This is a genomic window from Hymenobacter aerophilus DSM 13606, from assembly GCF_000382225.1.
GTDB classification, from domain to species: Bacteria; Bacteroidota; Bacteroidia; order Cytophagales; family Hymenobacteraceae; genus Hymenobacter; species Hymenobacter aerophilus.
Window position 1 is genome coordinate 57,510 of record NZ_KB907812.1, and the last position, 21,455, is coordinate 78,964.

A 21,455-nucleotide genomic window follows, 5' to 3' on the forward strand; every position below is an offset into this window, starting at 1 on the left:
GTTTTTAGCCCGCAGAGGGCGCAGTGTTTTCGCAGATGACGCAGTGTATGGACGAAAACAAGATATCCTTTGAGGTGCGGCGGGCTTCGTTTGCTATTCACACTGCACTGGGCCCGGGGCTGCTGGAGTCGGTGTACGAAACCGTGCTGACGCATGAGTTGCGCAAAATCGGGCTGCACGTACAAAATCAAGTAGCCCTGCCAGTTGTGTATGATGGGTTGCGGTTGGAAAACGGGTTTCGCCTGGACTTGTTGGTAGAAGGGAAAGTAGTAATCGAGTTAAAGTCGGTAGAGGTGCTTTTAGAAGTTCATCATAAGCAGTTGCTTACCTACCTGAAACTGTCCGGCCACAAACTCGGCCTGCTCATCAACTTCAACGTCCCGCTTATCAAGGAGGGAATATTCCGCAAAGTGAACGGCCTGTAAGAACACTGCGCCTTCTGCGAAAACACTGCGCCCTCTGCGGGCTAAAAACACCAGAACGATGAAACGCCTCCTCCTCCTGCTCGCCCTCGCCGCCTGCTCGCCCCAAAAACCCGCCATGCTCCCGCCCGACGATAACACCACCGAAGAAGCCCCCCAGGACCACAAGCTCGTCATCTACCAGCTGATGACGCGCCTGTTCGGCAACCAGACCGCCACCAACCAGCCCTACGGCACCGCCCAGCAGAACGGCGTCGGCAAGTTCAACGACATCAACGACCAGGCCCTGCAGGCCATCAAGCGCATGGGCGTCAGCCACGTGTGGTACACCGGCGTGCTCGACCACGCCACCATGACCGACTACGCCCAGCACGGCATTCCGGCCGACGATGCCGACGTGGTGAAAGGCCGCGCCGGCTCGCCCTACGCCATCAAGGACTACTACGATGTGGCCCCCGACCTGGCCGTAGACGTGCCCAACCGCCTGCGCGAGTTCGAGGCCCTGGTGCAGCGCACCCACAACAACGGCCTCAAAGTCATCATCGACTTCATTCCCAACCACGTAGCCCGCTCCTACAAGTCGGATGCCCGGCCGGCCGGCGTGGTCGACCTGGGCGAGCAGGACGATAATACCCAGGCTTTCAAGCCGAGCAACAACTTTTACTACCTGCCCGGCCAGCCCTTTGTAGTGCCCGCCGACTACAACCCGCTGGGCGGCCTGCCGGCCCCGCACAAGGATGGCAAGTACCAGGAAAACCCCGCCAAGGCCACCGGCAACGACGTTTTCTCGGCCGCACCCAGCGTCAACGACTGGTTTGAAACCATCAAGCTCAACTACGGCGTCGACTACCAGCACAACCGCCAGCCCCACTTCGACCCGATTCCGGATACGTGGCTGAAAATGCGCGACATCCTGGTGTACTGGGCCCGCAAGGACGTGGACGGGTTCCGCTGCGACATGGCCGAGATGGTGCCCGTCGAGTTCTGGGCCTGGGTGATTCCGGAGCTGAAAAAGGTGAAGCCCGGCCTGCTGTTCATCGGCGAGGCCTACGACGCCAAAACCTACCAGATGTACATCGAGCGCGGCGGCTTCGATTACCTCTATGACAAAGTGGGCCTCTACGACGGCCTGCGCCGCCTCACCCGCGACGAGGGCACGACCCGCGACATCACGCGGGTCTGGCGCGAGGAAAGCCGGGGCTTCGGGGGCCACATGCTGCGCTTTCTGGAAAACCACGACGAGCAGCGCATTGCCAGCCCCGACTTCGCCGGCAACCCCCGCGCCGCCCTGCCGGCCATGACGGTTTCGGCCACGCTGGGCACGGGCCCGGTCATGCTGTACTTCGGGCAGGACGTGGGCGAGCCGGGCCGCGGCGCCGAGGGCTTCTCGGGCGAGGACGGCCGCACCACCATTTTCGATTACTGGGGCGTGCCCGAGCACCAGAAATGGCTGAACGGCGGCAAGTTCGACGGCGGCCGGCTCAGCCCCGAGCAGAAGCAACTGCACGAGTTCTACGTGCGCCTGCTCACGCTCTCGGGCCAGCGCGAAGCCATCCGCCGGGGCCGCTTCTACGAGCTGCAAAGCACGCTGGCGGCCCAGAACCCCAACTACAACGCCGAGCGTGTGTACGCCTACCTGCGCTACACCGACCGTGAAACGCTGCTGGTCGTCGTCAACTTCAGCCCCAGCCAAACTTATACGCTCGACCTGAACCTGCCCGCGCCAGTGCGCGAGCGGCTGGGCCGGCCTGCTGACAAGGCGCTTAGCTACACCGATTTGTTGGCGCCGGCCGGCAGTGCGCAAAACGGCCAGGCCGTTACGCTGGCTCCGCAGAGCAGCCATATCTTTGAAATCAAGTAGTTAGTGCTTAAGTGTTAGGGCTTAGCGAGAACGTCATTCAGAGCGAAGCGAAGAATCTCGCGTGTTATTGTTGCGCGATTATCGTTCAACGGCAGCCGCGCGAGATTCTTCGCTTCGCTCTCAATGACAAACCCTTCTAAGCGCTAACATCTACGTTCTAAAGTCTAAGCCCTAATACCTACCCCCCAAACTCCCACCACATGGCTTCCCCCACCGCCACAGTTTCGGCCGATACCCGCGACAAGCCCCGCCTGAGTTTCTGGCAAATCTGGAACATGAGCTTCGGCTTTCTGGGTATCCAGTTCGGTTTCGCGCTGCAGAACAGCAACATGAGCCGGATTTTTGAAACCATGGGGGCCAAAACCGACGAAATTGCCTACCTGTGGCTGGCCGCGCCCATCACCGGCCTGCTGGTGCAGCCCATCATCGGCTACATCTCCGACCGCACCTGGAGCCCGCGCTGGGGGCGGCGGCGGCCGTTTTTCTTTATTGGCGCGCTGCTGGCCTCCATTTCGCTGGTCGTGATGCCCAACGTGTCGGCGTTGTGGATGGCGGCGGGCATGCTGTGGGTGCTCGATTCGAGCATCAACATCAGCATGGAGCCGTTCCGGGCGCTGGTAGGCGACGTGCTGCCCTCCGAGCAGCGCACCACCGGCTTCGCGGCCCAGACGTTTTTTATCGGCGTGGGCGCCATCGTGGGCTCGTCGCTGCCCTGGATATTTGCCAACTGGTTCGGGGTAGAAAATACGCCCCAGCCGGGCCAGATTTCGCTTTCGCTCAAGTACGCCTTCTACGTGGGCGGGCTGGTGTTCTTCCTGGCCGTGCTCTGGACCATCCTGCGCACCCGCGAGTATCCGCCCGAAAACCTGGCCGAGTTCGAGGCCGAAAAGCGGCGCACCGCCGGCCTGGTCAACGGTTTTAAGGAGTCGTTTCAGGGCATTTTCCACATGCCGCGCACTATGCGCCAGCTGGCCGTGGTGCAGTTCTTTTCGTGGTTTGCGCTGTTTTCGATGTGGATTTACACCACCCAGGCCGTCACGAGCCATATTTTCCATACCACCGACACCACCTCGGCGCTCTACAATAAGGGCGGCGACTGGGTGGGCGTGTGCTTCTCGATGTACAACGGCCTGTCGGCGGTGGTGGCGCTGCTGTTGCCCTGGGTGGCGGGGCGCACCAGCCGCCGCTTCACGCACATGCTGTGCCTGGTGCTGGGCGGGCTGGGGCTGATTTCCATCTACTTCGTGCAGGATTACCACTACCTGCTGGTGTCGATGGTGGGCGTGGGCATTGCCTGGGCCAGCATCCTGAGCGTGCCCTACGCCATGCTGGCCGGAGCGCTGCCGGCCAACAAAATGGGCTACTACATGGGCGTATTCAACTTTTTCATCGTGATTCCGCAGGGCGTGGCCGGCCTGGTACTGGGCCCGCTCACCAAGCACGTCTTCAACGAGCAGCCCATCTACACGCTCATACTAGGCGGCGCCTCCATGATTCTAGCCGGCCTGCTCACCCTGCGCGTCAACGACGCCGACGACGTGCGCCTAACCACCGCCGAGCCCACAGCCCTGGAAGGCGCCGCCTACGACACCCCGGTAGAACTCGACCCGCGGCTTTGAGGTGAGATGGTGATTTGGTGATTTGGTGATTTGGTGAGATGGTGAGTTGCCGTTTCGGGGGCCTGATTAACCTGTCATCCTGAGCATAGCGAAGGACCTTGTTCCGCAAAAACGAATCGTTGTTACGGTCGTTCCAGCGTGGTAAGGTCCTTCGCTGTGCTCAGGATGACAGGTTAATCAGGCCCCCGAAACGGCAACTCACCATTTCACCACCTCACCACTTCACCAACTCACCACCTCACCAAATCACCGCCCAAGCCATTCGTAGGCCGGGGTTTCTTCCACGAATACCCGGATTTCGAGGGCGCCGGGCTTGGTGTTCAGCTCCTGGAGGCGGGTGGTGAGCAGGTCGGCGTGGTAGGGGCTGGTGAAGTAGGCAATGCGGCAGGCCACGCCGGGCAGCGCCGCGTGCAGCTCCCGACGAAAATCGTCCAGAATCCAGTGCAGGTCGGCGGGGGTGGCCAGGCCGCGGCTGCGCAGGTCGATGAGCCAGCGGCCGGCCTGCCGGGGCTGGGCCACGCGCAACGCCTCCTGGTAGCCGGCGCGGTGCTCGGCCGAAGTGGCCGGCCGCGTCCCGCGCATAATCAGCAGCTGCAGGTCGGGGCGGTAGGAAACGAGAACGTAATCGGCAACGGGCATTGGCAGCAAAAGCAGACGGGCAACGCGGCAAAGGTACGGGCAGTGGGTTGGCGAATGCGGGAGGCGGTGAATAAGGGAGGCAGTCAATGAGCGAACCGGGCTGTGCAACTTCGGGGGTGCGGATTTGTCCTTGGCTGCGTATCTTCCGGCCGCAATCCATTCCACTTCATTCCCACCGATTTATGACGCGCAACCACTTGTTGCTATTGGGCCTCGGCGCCACGCTGTCGATTCAGCCCGCGCTGGCCCAGAAAAAAACCACTACCACCAAGGCCAAAACCACGGCTGCCCCGATGGTAGGCGGCGCCCGGCTGGTGGAGAAAGTCACCCAGAAGCCCGGCGAGCTGGTGATTCCCTACGAGAAGTACGTGCTGCCCAACGGCCTGACCGTGGTGGTAACCGAAGACCACTCCGACCCGCTGGTGCACGTGGACGTGACCTACCACGTAGGCTCGGCCCGCGAGCAGATCGGCAAGTCGGGTTTTGCTCACTTCTTCGAGCACATGATGTTCCAGGGCTCCGACAACGTGGGCGATGAGCAGCACTTCAAGCTCGTAACCGCCGCCGGCGGCACCCTGAACGGCTCGACCAACCGCGACCGGACCAACTACTACGAAACCGTGCCGAGCAACCAGCTCGAAACCGCGCTCTGGCTCGAAGCCGACCGCATGGGCTTTTTGCTCGATGCCGTAACGCAGCAAAAGTTTGAGGTGCAGCGCTCGACGGTGAAAAACGAGCGGGGCCAGAACTACGATAACCGCCCCTACGGCCTGGCCTCCGAGAACGTCTCGAAGACGCTCTACCCCTACGGCCACCCCTACAGCTGGCTCACCATCGGCTACCTCGAAGACCTCGACCGCTCCGATGTGAACGATTTGAAGAACTTCTTCATGCGCTGGTACGGCCCCAACAACGCTACCCTGACCGTGGGCGGCGACGTGAAGGCGGCCGATGTGGTGCGCCTAGCCAGCAAGTATTTCGGCTCTATTCCGAAGGGCCCGGCCGTGGCCGCCCAGAAGCTGCCCGCCCCGGTGCTGACCCAGGACCGCTACGTAAGCTACCAGGACAACATCCGCTTCCCGATGCTGCAGGTGGTGTTCCCGACCGTTCCCAGCGGCCACCCCGACGAGTACGCGCTCGACGCGCTGGCCGAAATTATTGGTCAGGGCAAGAACTCGCTGCTCTACAAGAACCTCATCAAAACCCAGCGCGCCGTGCAGGCCCAGGCCTATAACTCCAGTTCGGAGCTGGCCGGCGAATTCACGATGGTAGCCCTGCCCTTCCCCGGCAAAGGCCTCGACAGCCTCGAAATGCAGGTCCGCAGCTCGCTGGCCGAGTTTGAGCGCACCGGCGCCACCGCCGAGCAGGTAGCCCGCTTCAAGTCGAGCACCGAGGCGCAGGTGGTGAACGGGCTGGCCAGCGTGGCCGGCAAGGTGAGCCAGCTGGCCGCCAACCAGACCTACTTCGGCAACCCCAACCGCCTGCCCCTGGAGCTTAAGCAGCTGCGCGCCGTGACGCCGGCCGATGTGAACCGGGTATACAACCAGTACATCAAGGGCAAGCACGCCGTGGTGTTGAGCGTGGTGCCCAAGGGCGGCACTATTCCGCCGGTGAAGCCCGACAACTACACGGCTTCCAAGGAAGGCTACAAGGCACCCAACTACGGCTACGAAGGCCTCACCTACACCAAGCCCACCGACAACTTCGACCGCACCAAGCAGCCCAAGGCCGGCACCGCGCCCGCCGTGCAGGTGCCCGTGGTGTGGCAGAGCAAGCTCGATAACGGCCTGCGCCTGATGGGCAACCGCAACACCGAGATTCCGACCGCCACCATGCTGCTCACCATCCGGGGCGGCCGGCGCCTGGAGCAGCTCAACCGCAACCAGGCCGGCATTGCCTCGCTCACGGCGGCCATGATGAACGAGGGCACCGAGAAATACACCGCCGAGCAGTTCAGCTCGGAGCTCGACAAGCTCGGCAGCGCCATTCGGGTAGGTGCCGGCGACGACAACACGACCGTGTACGTGCAGACGCTGACCAAGAACCTGCCCGCCACCATGGCCCTGCTCGAGCAGCGCCTGCTGCACCCGCGCTTCGATGCGGCCGATTTCGCCCGCCTCAAGAAGCAGGCCCTGGAAAACATTGCCAACCAGGTAACCCAGCCGGTGCTCATCGCCAACAAAACCTTCGACCGGCTGGTGTACAACCCGGCCGACATCATGAGCGTGCCATCGAGCGGCACGGCCGCCACGGTGAGCAGCATCACGCTCGACGACGTGAAGAAGTTCTACCAGGACTACTACGCGCCCAACGTGAGCTACCTCGTGGCCACCGGCGACGTGGACCAGGCGACGCTGACCAAGCAACTGGGCTTCCTCAACAACTGGCAGCAGAAGCAGATCAGCCTGCCGGCCGGCGAAACGGCCGCCCAGCCCGACAAGACGCGCATTTACTTTGTGAACAAGGACGGCGCCGCGCAGTCGGAAATCCGGGTGGGCTACCTCTCGCCCCTCACCTACGACGCCACCGGCGACTACTACCGCGCCTACCTGAGCAACTACCTGCTCGGCGGCGCCTTCAACTCGCGCATCAACCTGAACCTGCGCGAAGACAAAGGCTACACCTACGGCGCCCGTTCGGGCTTCCAGGGCAGCCGCTACGCCGGTCCGTACACGGCCTCGGCCGGCGTGCGCGCCGATGCTACGGCCGCTTCGGTGAAGGAGTTTATGTCGGAAATCAAGAACTACCGCAACGGTATTACCGACGAGGAGCTGCAGTTCCTGCAGGCTTCGGTGGGCCAGAGCGACGCGCTGCGCTACGAAACCGGCCAGCAGAAAGCCGCTTTCCTGAGCCGCTTGGTGGAGTATGACCTGCCCCTCGACTACGTGAAGCAGCAGAGCGACATCCTCAAAAACCTGAAGAAGGAGGATGTGCAGGGTATTGCCCAGAAGTATCTGCCCGCCGACAACATGTACATCGTGGTAGTAGGCGACCGGACCAAGGCCTTCCCCGGCCTGACGGAGCTGGGCTACGAAGTGGTGGAACTCGACAACGACGGCAACCGCGTGTCGGCCGCTGCCACCTCCACGGCCACGCCCGACAGCGTAATGCCCACCCCCGACACCGAGAAGGTGAAAGTGGTGAACAAGAGCGCCAAAGGCAAAAAGGAGAAGAAGAAGTCCAAGCGCGACAAGGACAAAGACTAGTCCGTCGTCAGTCGCTAAGTAAAACGGCCCGGCTCGCACAGTGCGAGCCGGGCCGTTTGGCGTTTACCTCACCCCCCGGCCCCCTCTCCTCGGGGAGAGGGGGAGCCAGACGCAAAAACTGTTCTACCAGAACGCCCCCCCTCTCCCCGAGGAGAGGGGGCCGGGGGGTGAGCTCCTACAACTCCTTGCGCAGGCGGGCCACCGGGATGTTGAGCTGCTCGCGGTACTTGGCCACTGTGCGGCGGGCGATGTTGTAGCCGCGGGCGTTAAGCATTTTCTCCAGCTTGTCGTCGGAAAGCGGCTTTTTCTTCTGCTCGCCTTCTATGATTTCCTTGAGGATATACTTCACCTCGCGCGAGCTGGCGTCCTCGCCCGAGTCGGTGGCAATGCCTTCGGAGAAGAAGTATTTGAGCGGGTAGATGCCGAACTCCGTCTGCACCGCTTTCGAATTGGCCACCCGGCTCACCGTGCTGATGTCCATGCTGATTTCCTGGGCAATATCCTTCAGAATCATGGGGCGCAGCTTGCTTTCGTCGCCCTCTTCGAAGAACTCGCGCTGGTAGCGCACAATGGCGTCCATGGTGCGCAACAGCGTGTTCTGGCGCTGCCGGATGGCATCGATAAACCACTTGGCCGAGTCGAGCTTCTGCTTAACGAAGGTCACGGCCTCCTTCATTTTCTTGTCCTTTTTCGAAGCCTTGTCGTAGGCCCGGAACATCTCGGTGTAGGCCGGCGACACGCGCAGCTCGGGGGCGTTGCGGGTGTTGAGCGTGAGGTTGAACTGGCCGTTGTCGTGGCTGAGCAGGAAGTCGGGGATGATGTACTGGATTTTGCCGCCGCCCACCGGCCCGCTGCCGCCGGGCTTGGGGTTCAGCTTGAGAATGAGGCCGATGGCTTCCTTTATCTCTTCATCTTCGAGGTCGAGCTTCTGCTGAATGCGCTGGTAGTGCTTCTTGGTGAACTCCTCGTAGGTGTCCTGCAGGATGCGCTCGGCGTTTTCCACGGTTTCCTCCTGCGGACGGCGCTCCAGCTGCAATAGCAGGCACTCCTGCAGGTCGCGGGCCCCAATGCCGGCCGGGTCGAAGGTCTGCACCACGTGTAGTACGCCCTCGATTTCGGGCACGCTCACTTCCAGGTTCTGCGAGAAAGCCAGGTCGTTGGCAATGGCCGACAGGTCGCGCCGGATGTAGCCGTCGCCATCAATGGAGCCGATGAGCTGGCGGCCGATGGTTTGCTGGCGCTCATCGAGGCCCGAAAAGCCGAGCTGGCTGAGCAGGTTGTCCATGAGCGAGCCGCTGGTGTCGGCCAGCGGCATTTCGCGGCCGTCCTCGTCCTCGCCGGGGCCGTCGCCCTGCATTTTGTAGCCCGCAATTTCGTCGTCGTTGAGGTAGTCGCTCAGGTCGAGGTCGTCCGACTCCGAATTCGATTCGGGCGCCTCGGGCGCTTCTTCCTTCACGGGCAGTTCCACTTCGGGCTGCTCGTCGCGCTGGTCAGCGTCGTAGTCTTCGTCGAGCGTGTTGTCGGGGTTGTCGAGGGCGGCATCGGGGTCGTCGTAGTCGTCGTCCGCCTCATCGTCGTCGCCGCCGTCGAGGTCGTCGAACTCATCCTCGGGCTCGTCCTCGCCTTCTTCCAGCGCCGGGTTCACTTCCAGCTCCTCCTTGATGCGCGCCTCCAGCTCGGCCGTCGGAATCTGGAGCAGCTTGATAAATTGAATCTGTTGGGGGCTCAGCTTCTGCGAAAGAAGCTGCTTCATGTCCAGTCGTTGCATACGCTCGAAAACGGTACGCCCCGCCGGGTTTTCGGCATGGGGGTAGGTAAGCCAAATGTAGCCCTTCTGTACTTGAATCGGGAAGGAAAAGTTGGCCGGCAGCCCGAACCATTGCCCGACTGTAGCGCGAAGCTCCCGCTTCGCGCGTCGTTGAACGATGACCAGCGGCGCGGCTGTCAGCAACGATACGCGAAGCGGGAGCTTCGCGCTACATTTCTACCTTTACAGCCAACTTACGACTCCAACCATGTCTGACCTCCGAAAAACCAGCGTGCAGGACCTGCTGCGTAGCCAAGACCTCGACCGCGAGGTGCTGGTGAAAGGCTGGGTGCGCACCCGCCGCGGCAACAAATACGTGCAGTTCATCGCCCTCAACGACGGCTCGGGCTTCAACTCGATTCAGATAGTAGCCAACGCCGAGCAATTTCCGGAGGACAAGCTGCGGGCCGACGGCGTGGAGAACGGCGCCGCCATTGCCGTGCGCGGCAAGCTGGTGGCTTCGCAGGGTAAGGGCCAGGCCGTGGAAATTCAGGCCGACGAAATAACGGTGTATGGCTCGGCTGACACCAACGAATACCCGCTCCAGAAAAAGGGCCACTCGCTCGAATTCCTGCGCGGCATCGCGCATTTGCGCCCCCGCACCAACACGTTCGGGGCTATTCTGCGCATCCGGCACGCCATGGCCTTCGCGGTGCACCAGTACTTCAATGACCACGGCTTCTACTACGTGCACACGCCCATCGTTACGGGCTCCGATGCCGAGGGCGCGGGCCAGATGTTCCGCGTAACCACCCTGCCCGACCAAAACCCGCCCCTGACCGAAGACAAATCGGGCGTGGATTACGCGCAGGATTTTTTCGGCAAGCAAACCAACCTCACCGTATCGGGGCAGTTGGAGGCCGAGGTGGCCGCCATGGCCTTGGGCAAGGTGTACACCTTCGGCCCCACCTTCCGGGCCGAGAACTCCAACACCGCCCGCCACCTGGCCGAGTTCTGGATGATTGAGCCCGAAGTGGCCTTCAACGACCTGCAGGACAACATGGACCTGGCCGAGGACTTCCTCAAGAGCCTCGTGCGCTACGCCCTGGCGCACTGCCAAGACGACCTCAAGTTCCTCAACGAGCAGTACGACAAGGAACTGCTGACCCGCCTGCAGTTCGTGGTCGACAACGACTTCCAGCGCCTGACCTACACCGAGGCCGTGGAAATCTTGAAGAAGGCCAAGCAGAAGTTTGAGTTCCCTGTGGATTGGGGCACTGACCTGCAGAGCGAGCATGAGCGTTACCTCGTGGAAAAGCACTTCAAGAAGCCGGTTATCCTGACCGATTACCCCAAGGATATCAAGGCGTTCTACATGAAGCTCAACGACGACGGCCAGACCGTGCGCGCCATGGACGTGCTGTTCCCCGGCATCGGCGAAATCATCGGCGGCTCGCAGCGGGAGGAAAACCTGGGTAAGCTGAAGGACCGCATGGCCGCCATGCAGGTGCCCGAGCACGAGCTGTGGTGGTACCTGGAGTTGCGCCAGTACGGCACCGCGCCGCACGCCGGCTTCGGCCTGGGCTTCGAGCGCCTCATCCTCTTCATCACCGGCATGGCCAACATCCGCGACGTCATCCCCTTCCCCCGCTTCCCCGGCAGCGCGGAGTTTTAAACACTTACATTCTTGTTTGACAACAACGCCCGGCTACATTAGCTGGGCGTTGTTATCGACGCATTAGCCTTATCCGCTATGCCTCCCCGCCAGCAAATATTGAAGTGGTTGAGAAAAGCCATTGCAGGTGCGCTGGGTTGGAGCTGGGCGGGCAGTGTGAGCTTGCTTTTACTTAGCGCTTTCTCTTGGTTTGAGTTTACCAGACTCAAGTATGGACTATGGCTCGGAGTAACAGCCGTCTTACTTACGCTTACAGGTCTTGGTCCGCACTACTTCATTATTGATGTGCCGCTACTATTCAGCCGGCAAACATTTCATAAGTTCAGGTTGCGGTTTGAAAAAGCTGTAGGGCTGCTATTAAAGGCTGCGGCCGCATACTTTCTGATTTCTTTTTTATTGCTCTTCATTATTGGTTGGACCGCCTTCCTTCCGCTGCTTGCACCTATGTATGCTTACGATTGGTGGAAGCACCAAGACAGAGAGAACTCGCATCAAGTTATTTTTGAAGGTAAATGGGGCAACATACAGCTAAGGCCTGCACGACCTGAGTATGGATATCCGTCGCCTAGGCCCAACACGTTTATTGTTCGGCCACTGTCACCATTTATCAATATAGTTACCAAGTTGCCGCCTAACCAGCCTGATAATACTTGGAGGCGAATTAGACCCTACACACCATTAATTGAGCAATGGCAGGATACACTGCTATCTGAAAGCAGAGCCTATAAGTATGTGATTCCAAGATGACTATGGAGAAACCGCGGAGATTAAGTCGGTTTTGGCACTCTACTTAACAGTGATTCCGCAACTCCTTATCGTCCACGGCCAGCAGGTTATCCAAGCGTAGCTCGAAGCCGTCGGCGAGGCGGAGGCCTTCCCGCATCATCAACATAAAAAGCTACTAACTGTCAGCTAACCGCCCAAACCATATGCTCCTAGTGCTTCTGTTGTGGCTGTGGGTGGCGGGCGTGAGCTATGGACTGGGACGGATGCTGCTGGGTCGGCGACTGGCCGGTTCGCTGCCGCCCGAGTTGCTGCTGGCTGCCGGGCTGGCGGGCCTGAGTTGGGTGCTGGCGCTGCTGTCGTTTGGGGTGAGCATTGGGCCGGCCGTGCAGTGGAGCCTGAGTGCCACGGCGGCGGGCTATGGCCTGTGGTGCTGGCTGAAGGCCCCAACGGCGGCCCGGCAGATGTGGTGGGCGGGGGTGAAGTCCTCTTGGCGACGGTCAGGCTGGCTGAGCGTAGCGGCCGTAGTGCTGGTATTCGGGGCGCTGCTGCTGCTGCACGCCGCGCAGATGCCCATTCTATCGGACACCGGCCTGTACCACGCCCAAACGGTGCAGTGGCTGCAGACCTACCCGGTGGTGCCGGGCCTAGGCAACCTGCACGGCCGGCTGGCCTTCAACTCGCACCTGCACTTGCTGACGGCCTTTTTCAGCGCCCGCGCCGACAGCCCATGGGCCTCGATGGGGCAGCAGGCAGTGGGCAGTTTCTGGTTCGTGCTATTAATAAACTATGCCGCTCGGCAGCTGGCCCGCCCCCAATCGTCGGTGGTACTGGTTGTGTACGGCTGCGTGAGCCTGATTTACAGCTTCATTGTCTTTCGCCCCTGGATTTCGTCGCCCATGCCCGACAGCAGCGTGACTATCCTGACGCTACTGCTGCTGGGCTGGCTGCTGGAAAAACTACTGGCCCCCGGGGGCCCGGCTCCGCTCACCCGGGCCGAAGCGGGGCTGCTGCTGGCGCTGCTGACCACGGCCATCACTTACAAAGCTTCGGCCGGCTACCTGGCGCTGCCCCTGGGTTTCGCGCTTTGGCGGCTGCGGCCGGCCGGTTTGTCGGCGCCACGCCTGCTGGGACTGGCTGGGCTCGTGGGTGCCGGAGTGCTCCTGCCCTGGCTGGGGCGCAACATGGTGCTATCGGGCTACCCGGCCTACCCGATGGCCCCCTGGGCCGCTTTACCCTTCGACTGGACTGTACCCACCGCCCAAGCCGCGGCCGATCTGCTGGAAATCCGCCACTTTGCCCGCTGGCCCGAAGCCGATTGGGCCAGCGGGGGCCTGCAGCCAGCGGCGGTCTGGATACCCTTCTGGTGGCAGCAGCAAGCCCCGCACGACCGTTTTCTGGCCCTGGCCGTAGTCGGGCTAGCGGTTGGACTGGTGTTGGCGCAGCTGGTACACCGGGGGCGAAAGCTGCGAGATGCACAAGTATTCTTTTGGCTACTGCTGGGGTGTTGCGGAGGGTGGTTTGCAGCCGCACCGGCCTTCCGGTTTGGCTACGGCTACCTGATTGGGGCAGCAGCCATGGGGGCCGGGCTGCTGGCGGGTCAGCTGCCCGGCCGTGTCTGGCTACGGCGGGCAGTGCTGGGTGGGGCGCTAGTGTACGGGCTGAACGGCCTGCGCCACGAAATCACCCCATCTAACCTAGCCAACTGGCTGCGGCCGGCCCCGTACGCGGCGCTGCCTGTCACCACCACTCAGCTTGAAGGCCGGCCCGTTCGGCTGGGTATCCGTGGCACCGGCTTCCGCTGCAACAATGCCCCGCTGCCCTGCGCCGCCGGTTCCCTACCGCCCGATTTACACTGGCGCGGCCCCCATATCAGCCAGGGTTTTCGGCGCGGATTGGAGCATAAGAAGCCGCCGATAAACGATACAGCCTCTGCCACGGCAAACCAGCTGACTCAGCAGTAATTCCGCAGTTCCTTGTCATCCACGGCCAGCAGGTTATCCAGCCGCAGTTCGAAGCCGTCGGCCAGGCGCAGGTATTCCACTTTATCCTGGATATACAGGTCCTGGATGATGCCGTGGTAGGTGCTGGGCGGCGTGTCGGGTTCGGTACGATAGGTGAGCGTGCAGGGCTGGCCGGTGGTGGCGCGGGCCTCCAGCTCGTCGTAGAATGAGCAGTTGATGGGTTGGTAAGGGACGGGCATGAGGCGGGCGGATTGGTGAGTTGTGTTTGTACGCGCTGGCAGGGTTACAGGATGAAGTGTGCCGGGCCGCCGACCGGTTTTATAACCCGGCTCCGCTTCGGCGCGTTGGCATAAACACCCACCTGCTCCCGCCGCCATGCCTCCCGAAATCGACCTTGCCCCTGCCGACGCCCTCCGGAACGACGGCGAAATGCGCGCCTACCCTGCCACGCCCGATACCGAAGTGCTGCTGGTGCGCCGCCAGGGCCAGTACCAGGCGCTGGCCGCCCGCTGCCCGCACTACGGCGCCCCGCTCGAAAAGGGCCGCATCATCAACGACCAGCTCGTTTGCCCCTGGCACCACGCCTGCTTTCGGGTGGATGACGGCCACCTGTGCCAGCCCCCGGCCCTCGACGACCTGCCCACCTACCCCGTTCGCGTAGCCGACGGCCGAATCTGGGTGACGCTGCCCGCCCACCCCGCCGCGGCCGCCGACAGCCCCGACGCCACGCCCACGGCCCTGGTAGGCGGCACCCCGCCCGCCCCCGACCGCACTGCAACGGACGAACGCACCTTCGTGATTGTGGGCGCCGGAGCCGCCGGCCAGTTCGCGGCCCAGACGCTGCGCGCCGAAGGTTTTGGCGGCCGCATCGTGCTGGTCGGCGCCGACCCGGCCGCGCCCTACGACCGCACCAAGCTCAGCAAGGCCTTCTTGGCTGGTAAAGCTGATAAAAAGGCGCTACCACTGCGTCAGGCCAAGTTTTATGAGCAGCACCGCATTGAACTGCTGACGGATACCCGCGCCACCGGTCTGGATTTGCAGCAGCGCCAGCTGCAACTCGCCGGCCGCACCCCACTGACTTACGACAAGCTGCTGCTGGCCCCCGGCAGCCGGCCCAACACCCTGCCCCAGCTGCCCGGCCACGACCTTGGCGGCGTGCTACTCCTGCGCACCGTTCAGGATGCCGCAGCCATTCGGGAGGCGGCCGCCGATGCCGAGCACGTAGTTATTATCGGCAGCAGCTTTATCGGCATGGAAGCTGCCGCCAGCCTGGCCGCTGAAAACGAGGCGCAGGGAAAAAAGCGGCAGATTACCGTAGTAGCGCGGGATAAGGAGCCATTTGCAAAGGTGCTGGGGCCGGAAATCGGGGCGATGTTTCGCCACTTGCACACCAGCCATGGAGTGCAATTTGAGGCGGAAGCCGAAGTACAGGCGCTGGAAGGCGAAAATGGCCGCATAACGGCCGTGCGCTTAGCCTCGGGCCGGCGCCTACCCGCCGATGTAGTGGTGCTGGGCGTAGGTGTGCAACCGGCCACCGAATTTCTGGCCGAAGCTTTTAAGCTGGAAAAGGACGGCGGCCTGCGTGTGGATGCACATCTGCAGGCGGCCGAGCACGTGTACGCGGCCGGCGACGTGGCCCTGTTTCCGCAGGCCGCTGGCCCGGGCCGGCACCGCATCGAGCACTGGCGGCTGGCCCAGCAGCACGGCGCCTGCGCCGCCCGCAATATGCTGGGGCAAAAAGAGGCCTTTAGTGAGGTCCCCTTCTTCTGGACCCAGCAATTTGGCAAAAGCCTGCGCTACGCCGGCCACGCCACCGACTACGACGAAATCATCTTCCAGGGCCAAATAGACAAGCAGGATTTCCTGGCTCTCTACGTGCAGCAAAACCGCCTGGTAGCCGCCGCCGGCATGGGCCGCGACGATGATATGCTGGTGATTATGGAGCTGCTGCGCCGCAACCGGATGCCCACGCCGGCTGCTGCCCGGGGGGAAATCGAGTGGGCAGAACTGCTGTAGGCTAAGGGCAGGCTCCGCTTCTGCCGCCGAACAACCGGGAAGTTTAGCCTACCGGGCACAAACGGGGCGGTTCGGCTGTTATGCTCCATCCGACCGGGGCCCCAGCTGGGCTGCCGCCGAAACTGCCTGACTGAAAAGCTATTCGCATTAGCCATCGGGCCGCGTTTCGCTTACCTTTGCCGACTTATCCGCTCCGCTGCCGCATGGCCAAAAAATCGACTGCCGCTTCCGCTTCTTCTGCTACGAAAACTACCCCGGCTGCCAAGGCTAAACGGGCTGCCAAACCGGCTTCCCCAGCTGAAACCACCACCCAAACGCCCCCTGCCAAACCGGCCAAAACAGCCCGGACGGGTAAAACCACCAAGGCCAGCAAGCCCAGCGCCGGTACTGTTTCGGTAGCCGCGGCCGTGGCGGAGGGCAACGGGCACCACAGCACGGCCGCCGTGCAGGCGGTGCCGCGGGCTGAGGTGGTGAGCGAAACCATAGCTGAAAACCGCGCCCCCATCGGCGGGCAGCTGCTCGGGCCGGCCGATTTGGAAGCGCCCTACATTGAGGTGTACGGCGCCCGCGAGCACAACCTGAAGAACGTGTCGGTGCAGATTCCGCGGGGGCGGCTGGTGGTGTTTACCGGCATTTCGGGCTCGGGCAAGTCATCGTTGGCTTTCGATACGATTTACGCCGAGGGCCAGCGCCGCTACATGGAGACGTTTTCGGCCTACGCCCGCTCGTTTATGGGCGGGCTGGAGCGGCCCGATGTGGACAAAATCGAGGGCCTGTCGCCGGTTATCAGCATCGAGCAGAAAACCACCTCGCGCAACCCGCGCTCCACGGTGGGCACCATCACCGAGATTTACGACTTCCTGCGCCTGCTCTACGCTCGCACGGCCGAGGCCTTCAGCTACGCTACGGGCCAGAAGATGATCCGGCAGAGCGACGACCAGATTATCAACTACATCCTCAAAGAGTACGACGGTCGCAAGCTGGTAGTGCTGGCCCCCGTGGTGAAGGGCCGCAAGGGCCACTACCGCGAGCTGTTTCAGCAGGTGGCCAAGCTGGGCTTTACCAAGGTGCGGGTGGATGGCGAGCTGCTCGACCTGACGCCCAAAATGCAGGTCGACCGCTACAAAATCCACGACATCGAAATCGTGATTGATCGGCTGGTGGTGAAGGAGGACGACCGGTTCCGGCTTTCGGGCTCGGTGCAGAACGCCCTCACCCAGGGCAAGGGCACCATGCTCGTGCTCGACCCCGACACCAAAAAGAAGGACAACACCCAGTTCTTTTCGCGCTTCCTGATGGACCCGGCCACCGGCATTGCCTACGACGACCCGGCCCCCAACACGTTCAGCTTCAACTCGCCCTATGGCGCCTGCCCCACCTGCAACGGCCTGGGCCAGGTGCAGGAAATAACCGAGGAAACGGTCATGCCCGACCTCAAGCTGACCATCAGCCGCGGTGGCATCGCGCCGCTGGGCGACTACCGCGACATCTGGATTTTCCAGCAGCTGGGCCAGATTCTCAAGCGCAACAAGGCCAGCCTGAGCACTCCCCTGCACAAGCTGGCTCCCGAACTGCTCCAGCACCTGCTCTACGGCATATCCGAAGACGAAGCCGAGGACCCCAAGCTGCCCGGCTACGCCGAGCCATTTGAGGGCATCATCCCTTTTCTGCGCCGCCAGATGGACTCCGAGTCGGACAACATTCGGGAGTGGATTCAGCAGTACACCCAGGCCCAGGAGTGCCCCGAGTGCCACGGTTACCGCCTCAAAAAGGAGAGCCTGCATTTCAAAATCGACGGCAAGCACATCGGCGAGCTGTCGGTAATGGACCTCAACGAGCTGGCCGATTGGTTCGTGGGCCTGGAAGACCGCCTCTCGGAGCGCCAGAACCTGATTGCCCGCGAGCTGCTCAAGGAAATCCGCAAGCGCATCGGCTTCCTGCTCGAAGTGGGGCTGGATTACCTAAACCTGCACCGCTCGGTGCGCACGCTGAGCGGCGGCGAAAGCCAGCGCATCCGGCTCGCCACGCAAATCGGCACGCAACTAGTAGGCGTACTTTACATCATGGACGAGCCCAGCATCGGCCTGCACCAGCGCGACAACGAGCGGCTCATCAAGGCCCTGCAACACCTGCGCGATTTGGGCAACTCGGTGATAGTGGTGGAGCACGACAAGGACATGATTATGCACGCCGACCACGTGCTCGACATCGGCCCCGGCGCGGGCATCCACGGCGGCCACATCGTGGCTTCGGGCACGCCCACCGAAATCTTCGGCTCCGGCTCGCTCACCTCGCAATACCTGAGCGGCCAGAAGCACATCGAGTTGCGCAAGAAGAAGCGCAAGGGCGAAGGCAACGAGCTGGTGCTACGTGGGGCCAAGGGCCACAACCTCAAGAACGTGACGGCCAAAATCCCGCTGGGAAAGCTGGTGGCCGTGACGGGCGTGTCGGGCTCGGGCAAGTCCAGCCTCATTCACGACACGCTCTATCCCATTCTCAACCAGCACTTTTTCAAGGCCAAGCGCGAGCCGCTGGCTTATGGCAGCATCGAGGGGCTGGAGTTTATTGATAAGGTAATTGAGGTGGACCAGTCGCCGATTGGGCGCACGCCGCGCTCGAACCCGGCCACCTACACCGGCGTGTTCACCGAGATTCGCCAGCTGTTTGCCAACCTGCCCGAATCGAAAATCCGGGGCTACGGGCCCGGCCGGTTCTCGTTCAATGTGAAGGGCGGGCGCTGCGAAACCTGCGAGGGCGCCGGCATTCGCACCATCGAGATGAACTTCCTGCCCGACGTGCATGTGCCCTGCGAAACCTGCAAGGGCCGCCGCTACAACCGCGAAACGCTGGAGGTGCGCTTCAAGGGCAAGTCCATCACCGACGTGCTCGACATGACGGTGGAAAAGGCCGTGGAGTTCTTCGAGTTCCAGCCCCGCATCCTGCGCAAAATCCAGACCCTGCACGAAGTGGGCCTGGGCTACCTCACGCTGGGCCAGCAAGCCACCACACTGTCGGGCGGCGAGGCCCAGCGCGTGAAGCTAGCCACCGAGCTGAGCAAGAAGGACACCGGCAAAACGTTCTACATCCTCGACGAGCCCACCACCGGCCTGCACTTCGAAGACATCAACCACCTCGCCGACGTGCTGCACAAGCTCGCCGACAAGGGCAACACCGTCCTCATCATCGAGCACAACCTCGACCTGATTAAGGTAGCCGACTACCTCATCGACATCGGCCCCGAGGGCGGCGCGGCCGGCGGCACCATTGTGGCCCAGGGCACGCCCGAAGCCGTAGCCAAGGCCGGCAAGGGCCACACCGCCCGTTTCCTGGCCGAGGAGTTGCGCACGAGTCAGTACGCTTCGGCATAGCGGAGTTTCTGTTTCCTGGTTAGCTGAGGGCCGGTTACCGCAAGGTGGCCGGCTCTCCTGTTTCCCGGCTTGATCGACTGATAGCAATGGTGACAATTTTCGCTATTAGTTAGCAGGTTGGCAATAAACTGAACCCATTACTGCGTTATATACATGAGCGAGCACTCACTTTTAAATAAATTCTTATCGGCGAATATTTGAAAAGCCGATGATATTTGTCTAGTTTGAGCGCTTCCTTTCGATTCCACGCAATTTCCTGCCCTATGAAAGTTCTGGTTTTTCCTGCGCTGCTTGCTATTGCTATCATCACGGGCCCACCGAAGCCCGCCACCAGCGCCGCCAAAGCTGCACAGGTAGCTGCCGTAACGAATCCGTCTTCCTCGCCGGAAACCCCCGGCTCCGCAGCGGCCCCGCTGCCGAAAGCACCGCTCACTCAGTCGGCCTCGGCCAGATAAGCCAGCTTGAAGCCGCCCCTACCGGCAGCCCGTATCAACTGAAAAACCACACAAAAAAACCGCCGTGCAACTACGCACGGCGGTTTTTTTTTAATAGAATACAGCCGGTTAGGACTACATGTTGCCCATCGCGCCGGGCAGCTTCTTAGCCATTTCCAGGTGCTCCTGAATGGTAGGCAGCACTTTGGTAGCAAAGGCCTTCACGTCAGCATCGGTGCCGTTCTGGATTTCGCTCTGGAAAGCGTCCACCGTTTTCTGGTGGTCGGTTACCATCTGCTGTGCGTATTTCTGGGCAAACTGGTCGCCGCTGAGCTTTTCCATCTCGGCCTTGAGGGCCATGTGCTCGGCGTCCATTTCGGTGGATAGCATCACGTTCTTGCTCTTGGCAATCGGCTCCAGCTCGTTACCGGCCTTGGTGTGGTCGGTTACCATCATGCTGGCGAAATCCTTGGTGGCGCCGCTCACGCCTTTGTCCATGGCCAGCTTGCTGAGGCCCATTTCGTTGTGGCCGCCGGTGGCTACCATCTTCATAAAGTCGGCGTCCGACATCATGGGAGCCGCAGCATTATCGGCGTTCATCATGGTATCGTTGGCCATGCCATCGTTCATGGCCGTGGTATCGGTGGTCGTAGTCGTGGTAGTGTCGGTGGTGGGGTTGCAGGCCGTAGCGGCCAGAAGCACGCCGGCGCCAAGCACGGCCGAAAAAGAGAGTTTCATGGGTGGGTTGGGTTAGGTTGGAAATAAATTAGAGGCAAAAAGTAAGTATCGGGAAGGCAACTGGCCTAGCGGTTCATGCTGGAATCGGCAGCCATTGCCGAGTCGGCGTCGGCCGTTACGGTGGGGCCGGCGTTGTTGTCAATCACCACGGCGTCGGCTTTCACGCCGCCGTCGTTGGCGGCGTTATCCAGGTCGCTCACGGCTTCGCCGGCAGTGCCGTCGGTGCGGGTTTCGGTGTTGCAGCTGCTCAGGGCGAGCGTGGCCGCCAGGGCCAGGCAGGAAAATAAGGGCAATTTCATTGGTCTGGAATCTAGGAGAACGAATAAAGTAAGGGATTGGTCAGGGTTTCAGCTGGCTGCTCAGGCCGTCGGCGGCGCGCTTCAGGTCTTCCAGCGTGGTGAGCTGGGTGGTTCCGAGGGTGCGCAGGTCGGGGTCGTAGGCGTCGTCGCGCAGGCTTTCGTTGGTGTCGATGTCCTGCTTGAGCACATCGTTGAGCACGGTGGCAAAGCGCTGGTCGAAGGCCGCGCCGTTGAGGGCCGTCATCTCGCCCACCTGCTTGGCCTGGCTTTCGCCCAGGCCCGAAGGCAGCACCAGGTTTTTCTGCCGGGCCAGGTTTTTCAGCCCATCAAGCAGGGTGCCCGTCTGGTTGATAACGTTCTGGGCCACATACTTGGCATCGGCCGAAGTGGCTTTGCGCTGGGCAATCTGACTGATTTCCAGCAGCTCCATCTGGTGGCTGGCCGCTTCCACTATCAGGCCCGCATCTTGCACCTGGCGTTTGGTGATGTTCTGCTCGTTGATGCGCTTTTCGTTCTGAAATTTAGCATCGAATACGGGGTCGTTGTTGCTGGCTGAGCCCGAGCAGGCTGCCAGAGCAGGCAACAGGAGCAGGGCGTAGGCAGCGCGGGGAAGCAGCATCAGGTCAGCGGGTTGGCAAAGCGAAAGTATCTGCAACTATACGCGCTCCGCCGAATCGGGTTCGGCCGCGCTTAAGTAAAAAAAGTTCCCGGGGGCTTAAACTTTTCTGCCGGAGCGCATCTAAC

15 protein-coding genes are annotated in these 21,455 nt (G+C 61.8%); 9 read left to right on the forward strand and 6 right to left on the reverse strand.

The features are described 5' to 3' along the window. Positions 1-47 precede the first annotated feature (47 nt). The 3 genes from H145_RS0111150 to H145_RS0111160 all read left to right on the forward strand — a co-directional run bounded on the left by H145_RS0111150 (position 48) and on the right by H145_RS0111160 (position 3,902). Positions 48-425 carry a GxxExxY protein gene (locus H145_RS0111150; protein WP_026351439.1) on the forward strand — a complete coding sequence of 126 codons (378 nt, stop codon included), beginning with the start codon at positions 48-50 and terminating at the stop codon, positions 423-425. A gap of 58 nt (positions 426-483) precedes the next feature. Beyond that, entirely contained in the window at positions 484-2,283 is a 1,800-nt protein-coding gene (locus tag H145_RS20975; protein WP_019948231.1) for an alpha-amylase family glycosyl hydrolase, read from the forward strand. A 200-nt stretch (positions 2,284-2,483) separates the two neighbouring features. Continuing rightward, positions 2,484-3,902: an MFS transporter gene (locus tag H145_RS0111160; protein ID WP_019948232.1), complete on the forward strand. Its 1,419-nt coding sequence runs from the start codon at positions 2,484-2,486 to the stop codon at positions 3,900-3,902. Between the two features lie 246 nt (positions 3,903-4,148). Here H145_RS0111160 and H145_RS0111165 read toward each other — a convergent pair whose 3' ends face one another. Beyond that, entirely contained in the window at positions 4,149-4,541 is a 393-nt protein-coding gene (locus H145_RS0111165) for a hypothetical protein (RefSeq protein ID WP_019948233.1), read from the reverse strand. A 182-nt stretch (positions 4,542-4,723) separates the two neighbouring features. On the opposite strand from H145_RS0111165, the gene H145_RS0111170 reads away from it, so the two are divergent. Continuing rightward, complete coding sequence (locus H145_RS0111170; RefSeq protein ID WP_019948234.1) at positions 4,724-7,747, forward strand: M16 family metallopeptidase; 3,024 nt, start codon at positions 4,724-4,726, stop codon at positions 7,745-7,747. A 175-nt stretch (positions 7,748-7,922) separates the two neighbouring features. Here H145_RS0111170 and rpoN read toward each other — a convergent pair whose 3' ends face one another. Beyond that, positions 7,923-9,515, reverse strand: a complete 1,593-nt coding sequence (gene rpoN / locus H145_RS0111175; RefSeq protein ID WP_026351440.1) for an RNA polymerase factor sigma-54 — start codon at positions 9,513-9,515, stop codon at positions 7,923-7,925. A gap of 247 nt (positions 9,516-9,762) precedes the next feature. On the opposite strand from rpoN, the gene asnS reads away from it, so the two are divergent. The 3 genes from asnS (at position 9,763) to H145_RS0111190 (ending at position 13,856) form a co-directional block, all read left to right on the forward strand. Next, positions 9,763-11,169 (forward strand): asparagine--tRNA ligase, encoded by a 1,407-nt coding sequence (asnS, locus tag H145_RS0111180; protein ID WP_019948236.1) that lies wholly within the window; start codon positions 9,763-9,765, stop codon positions 11,167-11,169. 78 nt (positions 11,170-11,247) lie between these two features. Continuing rightward, positions 11,248-11,916: a hypothetical protein gene (locus tag H145_RS24160; RefSeq protein WP_157541466.1), complete on the forward strand. Its 669-nt coding sequence runs from the start codon at positions 11,248-11,250 to the stop codon at positions 11,914-11,916. A 182-nt stretch (positions 11,917-12,098) separates the two neighbouring features. Then, entirely contained in the window at positions 12,099-13,856 is a 1,758-nt protein-coding gene (locus tag H145_RS0111190; RefSeq protein ID WP_019948238.1) for an LIC_10190 family membrane protein, read from the forward strand. On the opposite strand, the gene H145_RS0111195 is transcribed toward H145_RS0111190, so the two are convergent. Further along, a complete protein-coding gene (locus H145_RS0111195; protein WP_019948239.1) occupies positions 13,847-14,095 on the reverse strand; it encodes a hypothetical protein in 249 nt (82 codons plus the stop codon). The two genes, H145_RS0111190 and H145_RS0111195, sit on opposite strands and share 10 nt — an antisense overlap. Before the next feature lie 136 nt (positions 14,096-14,231). On the opposite strand from H145_RS0111195, the gene H145_RS0111200 reads away from it, so the two are divergent. Continuing rightward, on the forward strand, positions 14,232-15,872 hold the full coding sequence (locus tag H145_RS0111200) for an FAD-dependent oxidoreductase (RefSeq protein WP_019948240.1): 1,641 nt from the start codon (positions 14,232-14,234) through the stop codon (positions 15,870-15,872). Positions 15,873-16,075: 203 nt separating this feature from the next. Beyond that, entirely contained in the window at positions 16,076-19,240 is a 3,165-nt protein-coding gene (gene uvrA, locus H145_RS0111205) for an excinuclease ABC subunit UvrA (RefSeq protein ID WP_019948241.1), read from the forward strand. 569 nt (positions 19,241-19,809) lie between these two features. On the opposite strand, the gene H145_RS20980 is transcribed toward uvrA, so the two are convergent. The 3 genes from H145_RS20980 to H145_RS0111220 form a co-directional block, all read right to left on the reverse strand. Next, on the reverse strand, positions 19,810-20,412 hold the full coding sequence (locus H145_RS20980) for a DUF4142 domain-containing protein (protein ID WP_019948242.1): 603 nt from the start codon (positions 20,410-20,412) through the stop codon (positions 19,810-19,812). 65 nt (positions 20,413-20,477) lie between these two features. After that, complete coding sequence (locus H145_RS0111215; protein WP_019948243.1) at positions 20,478-20,711, reverse strand: hypothetical protein; 234 nt, start codon at positions 20,709-20,711, stop codon at positions 20,478-20,480. Positions 20,712-20,751: 40 nt separating this feature from the next. After that, on the reverse strand, positions 20,752-21,330 hold the full coding sequence (locus H145_RS0111220; protein WP_019948244.1) for a DUF4142 domain-containing protein: 579 nt from the start codon (positions 21,328-21,330) through the stop codon (positions 20,752-20,754). Positions 21,331-21,455: the final 125 nt, after the last annotated feature.

Coding starts and splice junctions, on each gene's coding strand:
- H145_RS0111150 (WP_026351439.1), top strand. CDS start 48: ATGGACGAAAACAAGATATCCTTTGAGGTGCGGCGGGCTTCGTTTGCT.
- H145_RS20975 (WP_019948231.1), top strand. CDS start 484: ATGAAACGCCTCCTCCTCCTGCTCGCCCTCGCCGCCTGCTCGCCCCAA.
- H145_RS0111160 (WP_019948232.1), top strand. CDS start 2,484: ATGGCTTCCCCCACCGCCACAGTTTCGGCCGATACCCGCGACAAGCCC.
- H145_RS0111165 (WP_019948233.1), bottom strand. CDS start 4,541: ATGCCCGTTGCCGATTACGTTCTCGTTTCCTACCGCCCCGACCTGCAG.
- H145_RS0111170 (WP_019948234.1), top strand. CDS start 4,724: ATGACGCGCAACCACTTGTTGCTATTGGGCCTCGGCGCCACGCTGTCG.
- rpoN (WP_026351440.1), bottom strand. CDS start 9,515: ATGCAACGACTGGACATGAAGCAGCTTCTTTCGCAGAAGCTGAGCCCC.
- asnS (WP_019948236.1), top strand. CDS start 9,763: ATGTCTGACCTCCGAAAAACCAGCGTGCAGGACCTGCTGCGTAGCCAA.
- H145_RS24160 (WP_157541466.1), top strand. CDS start 11,248: ATGCCTCCCCGCCAGCAAATATTGAAGTGGTTGAGAAAAGCCATTGCA.
- H145_RS0111190 (WP_019948238.1), top strand. CDS start 12,099: ATGCTCCTAGTGCTTCTGTTGTGGCTGTGGGTGGCGGGCGTGAGCTAT.
- H145_RS0111195 (WP_019948239.1), bottom strand. CDS start 14,095: ATGCCCGTCCCTTACCAACCCATCAACTGCTCATTCTACGACGAGCTG.
- H145_RS0111200 (WP_019948240.1), top strand. CDS start 14,232: ATGCCTCCCGAAATCGACCTTGCCCCTGCCGACGCCCTCCGGAACGAC.
- uvrA (WP_019948241.1), top strand. CDS start 16,076: ATGGCCAAAAAATCGACTGCCGCTTCCGCTTCTTCTGCTACGAAAACT.
- H145_RS20980 (WP_019948242.1), bottom strand. CDS start 20,412: ATGAAACTCTCTTTTTCGGCCGTGCTTGGCGCCGGCGTGCTTCTGGCC.
- H145_RS0111215 (WP_019948243.1), bottom strand. CDS start 20,711: ATGAAATTGCCCTTATTTTCCTGCCTGGCCCTGGCGGCCACGCTCGCC.
- H145_RS0111220 (WP_019948244.1), bottom strand. CDS start 21,330: ATGCTGCTTCCCCGCGCTGCCTACGCCCTGCTCCTGTTGCCTGCTCTG.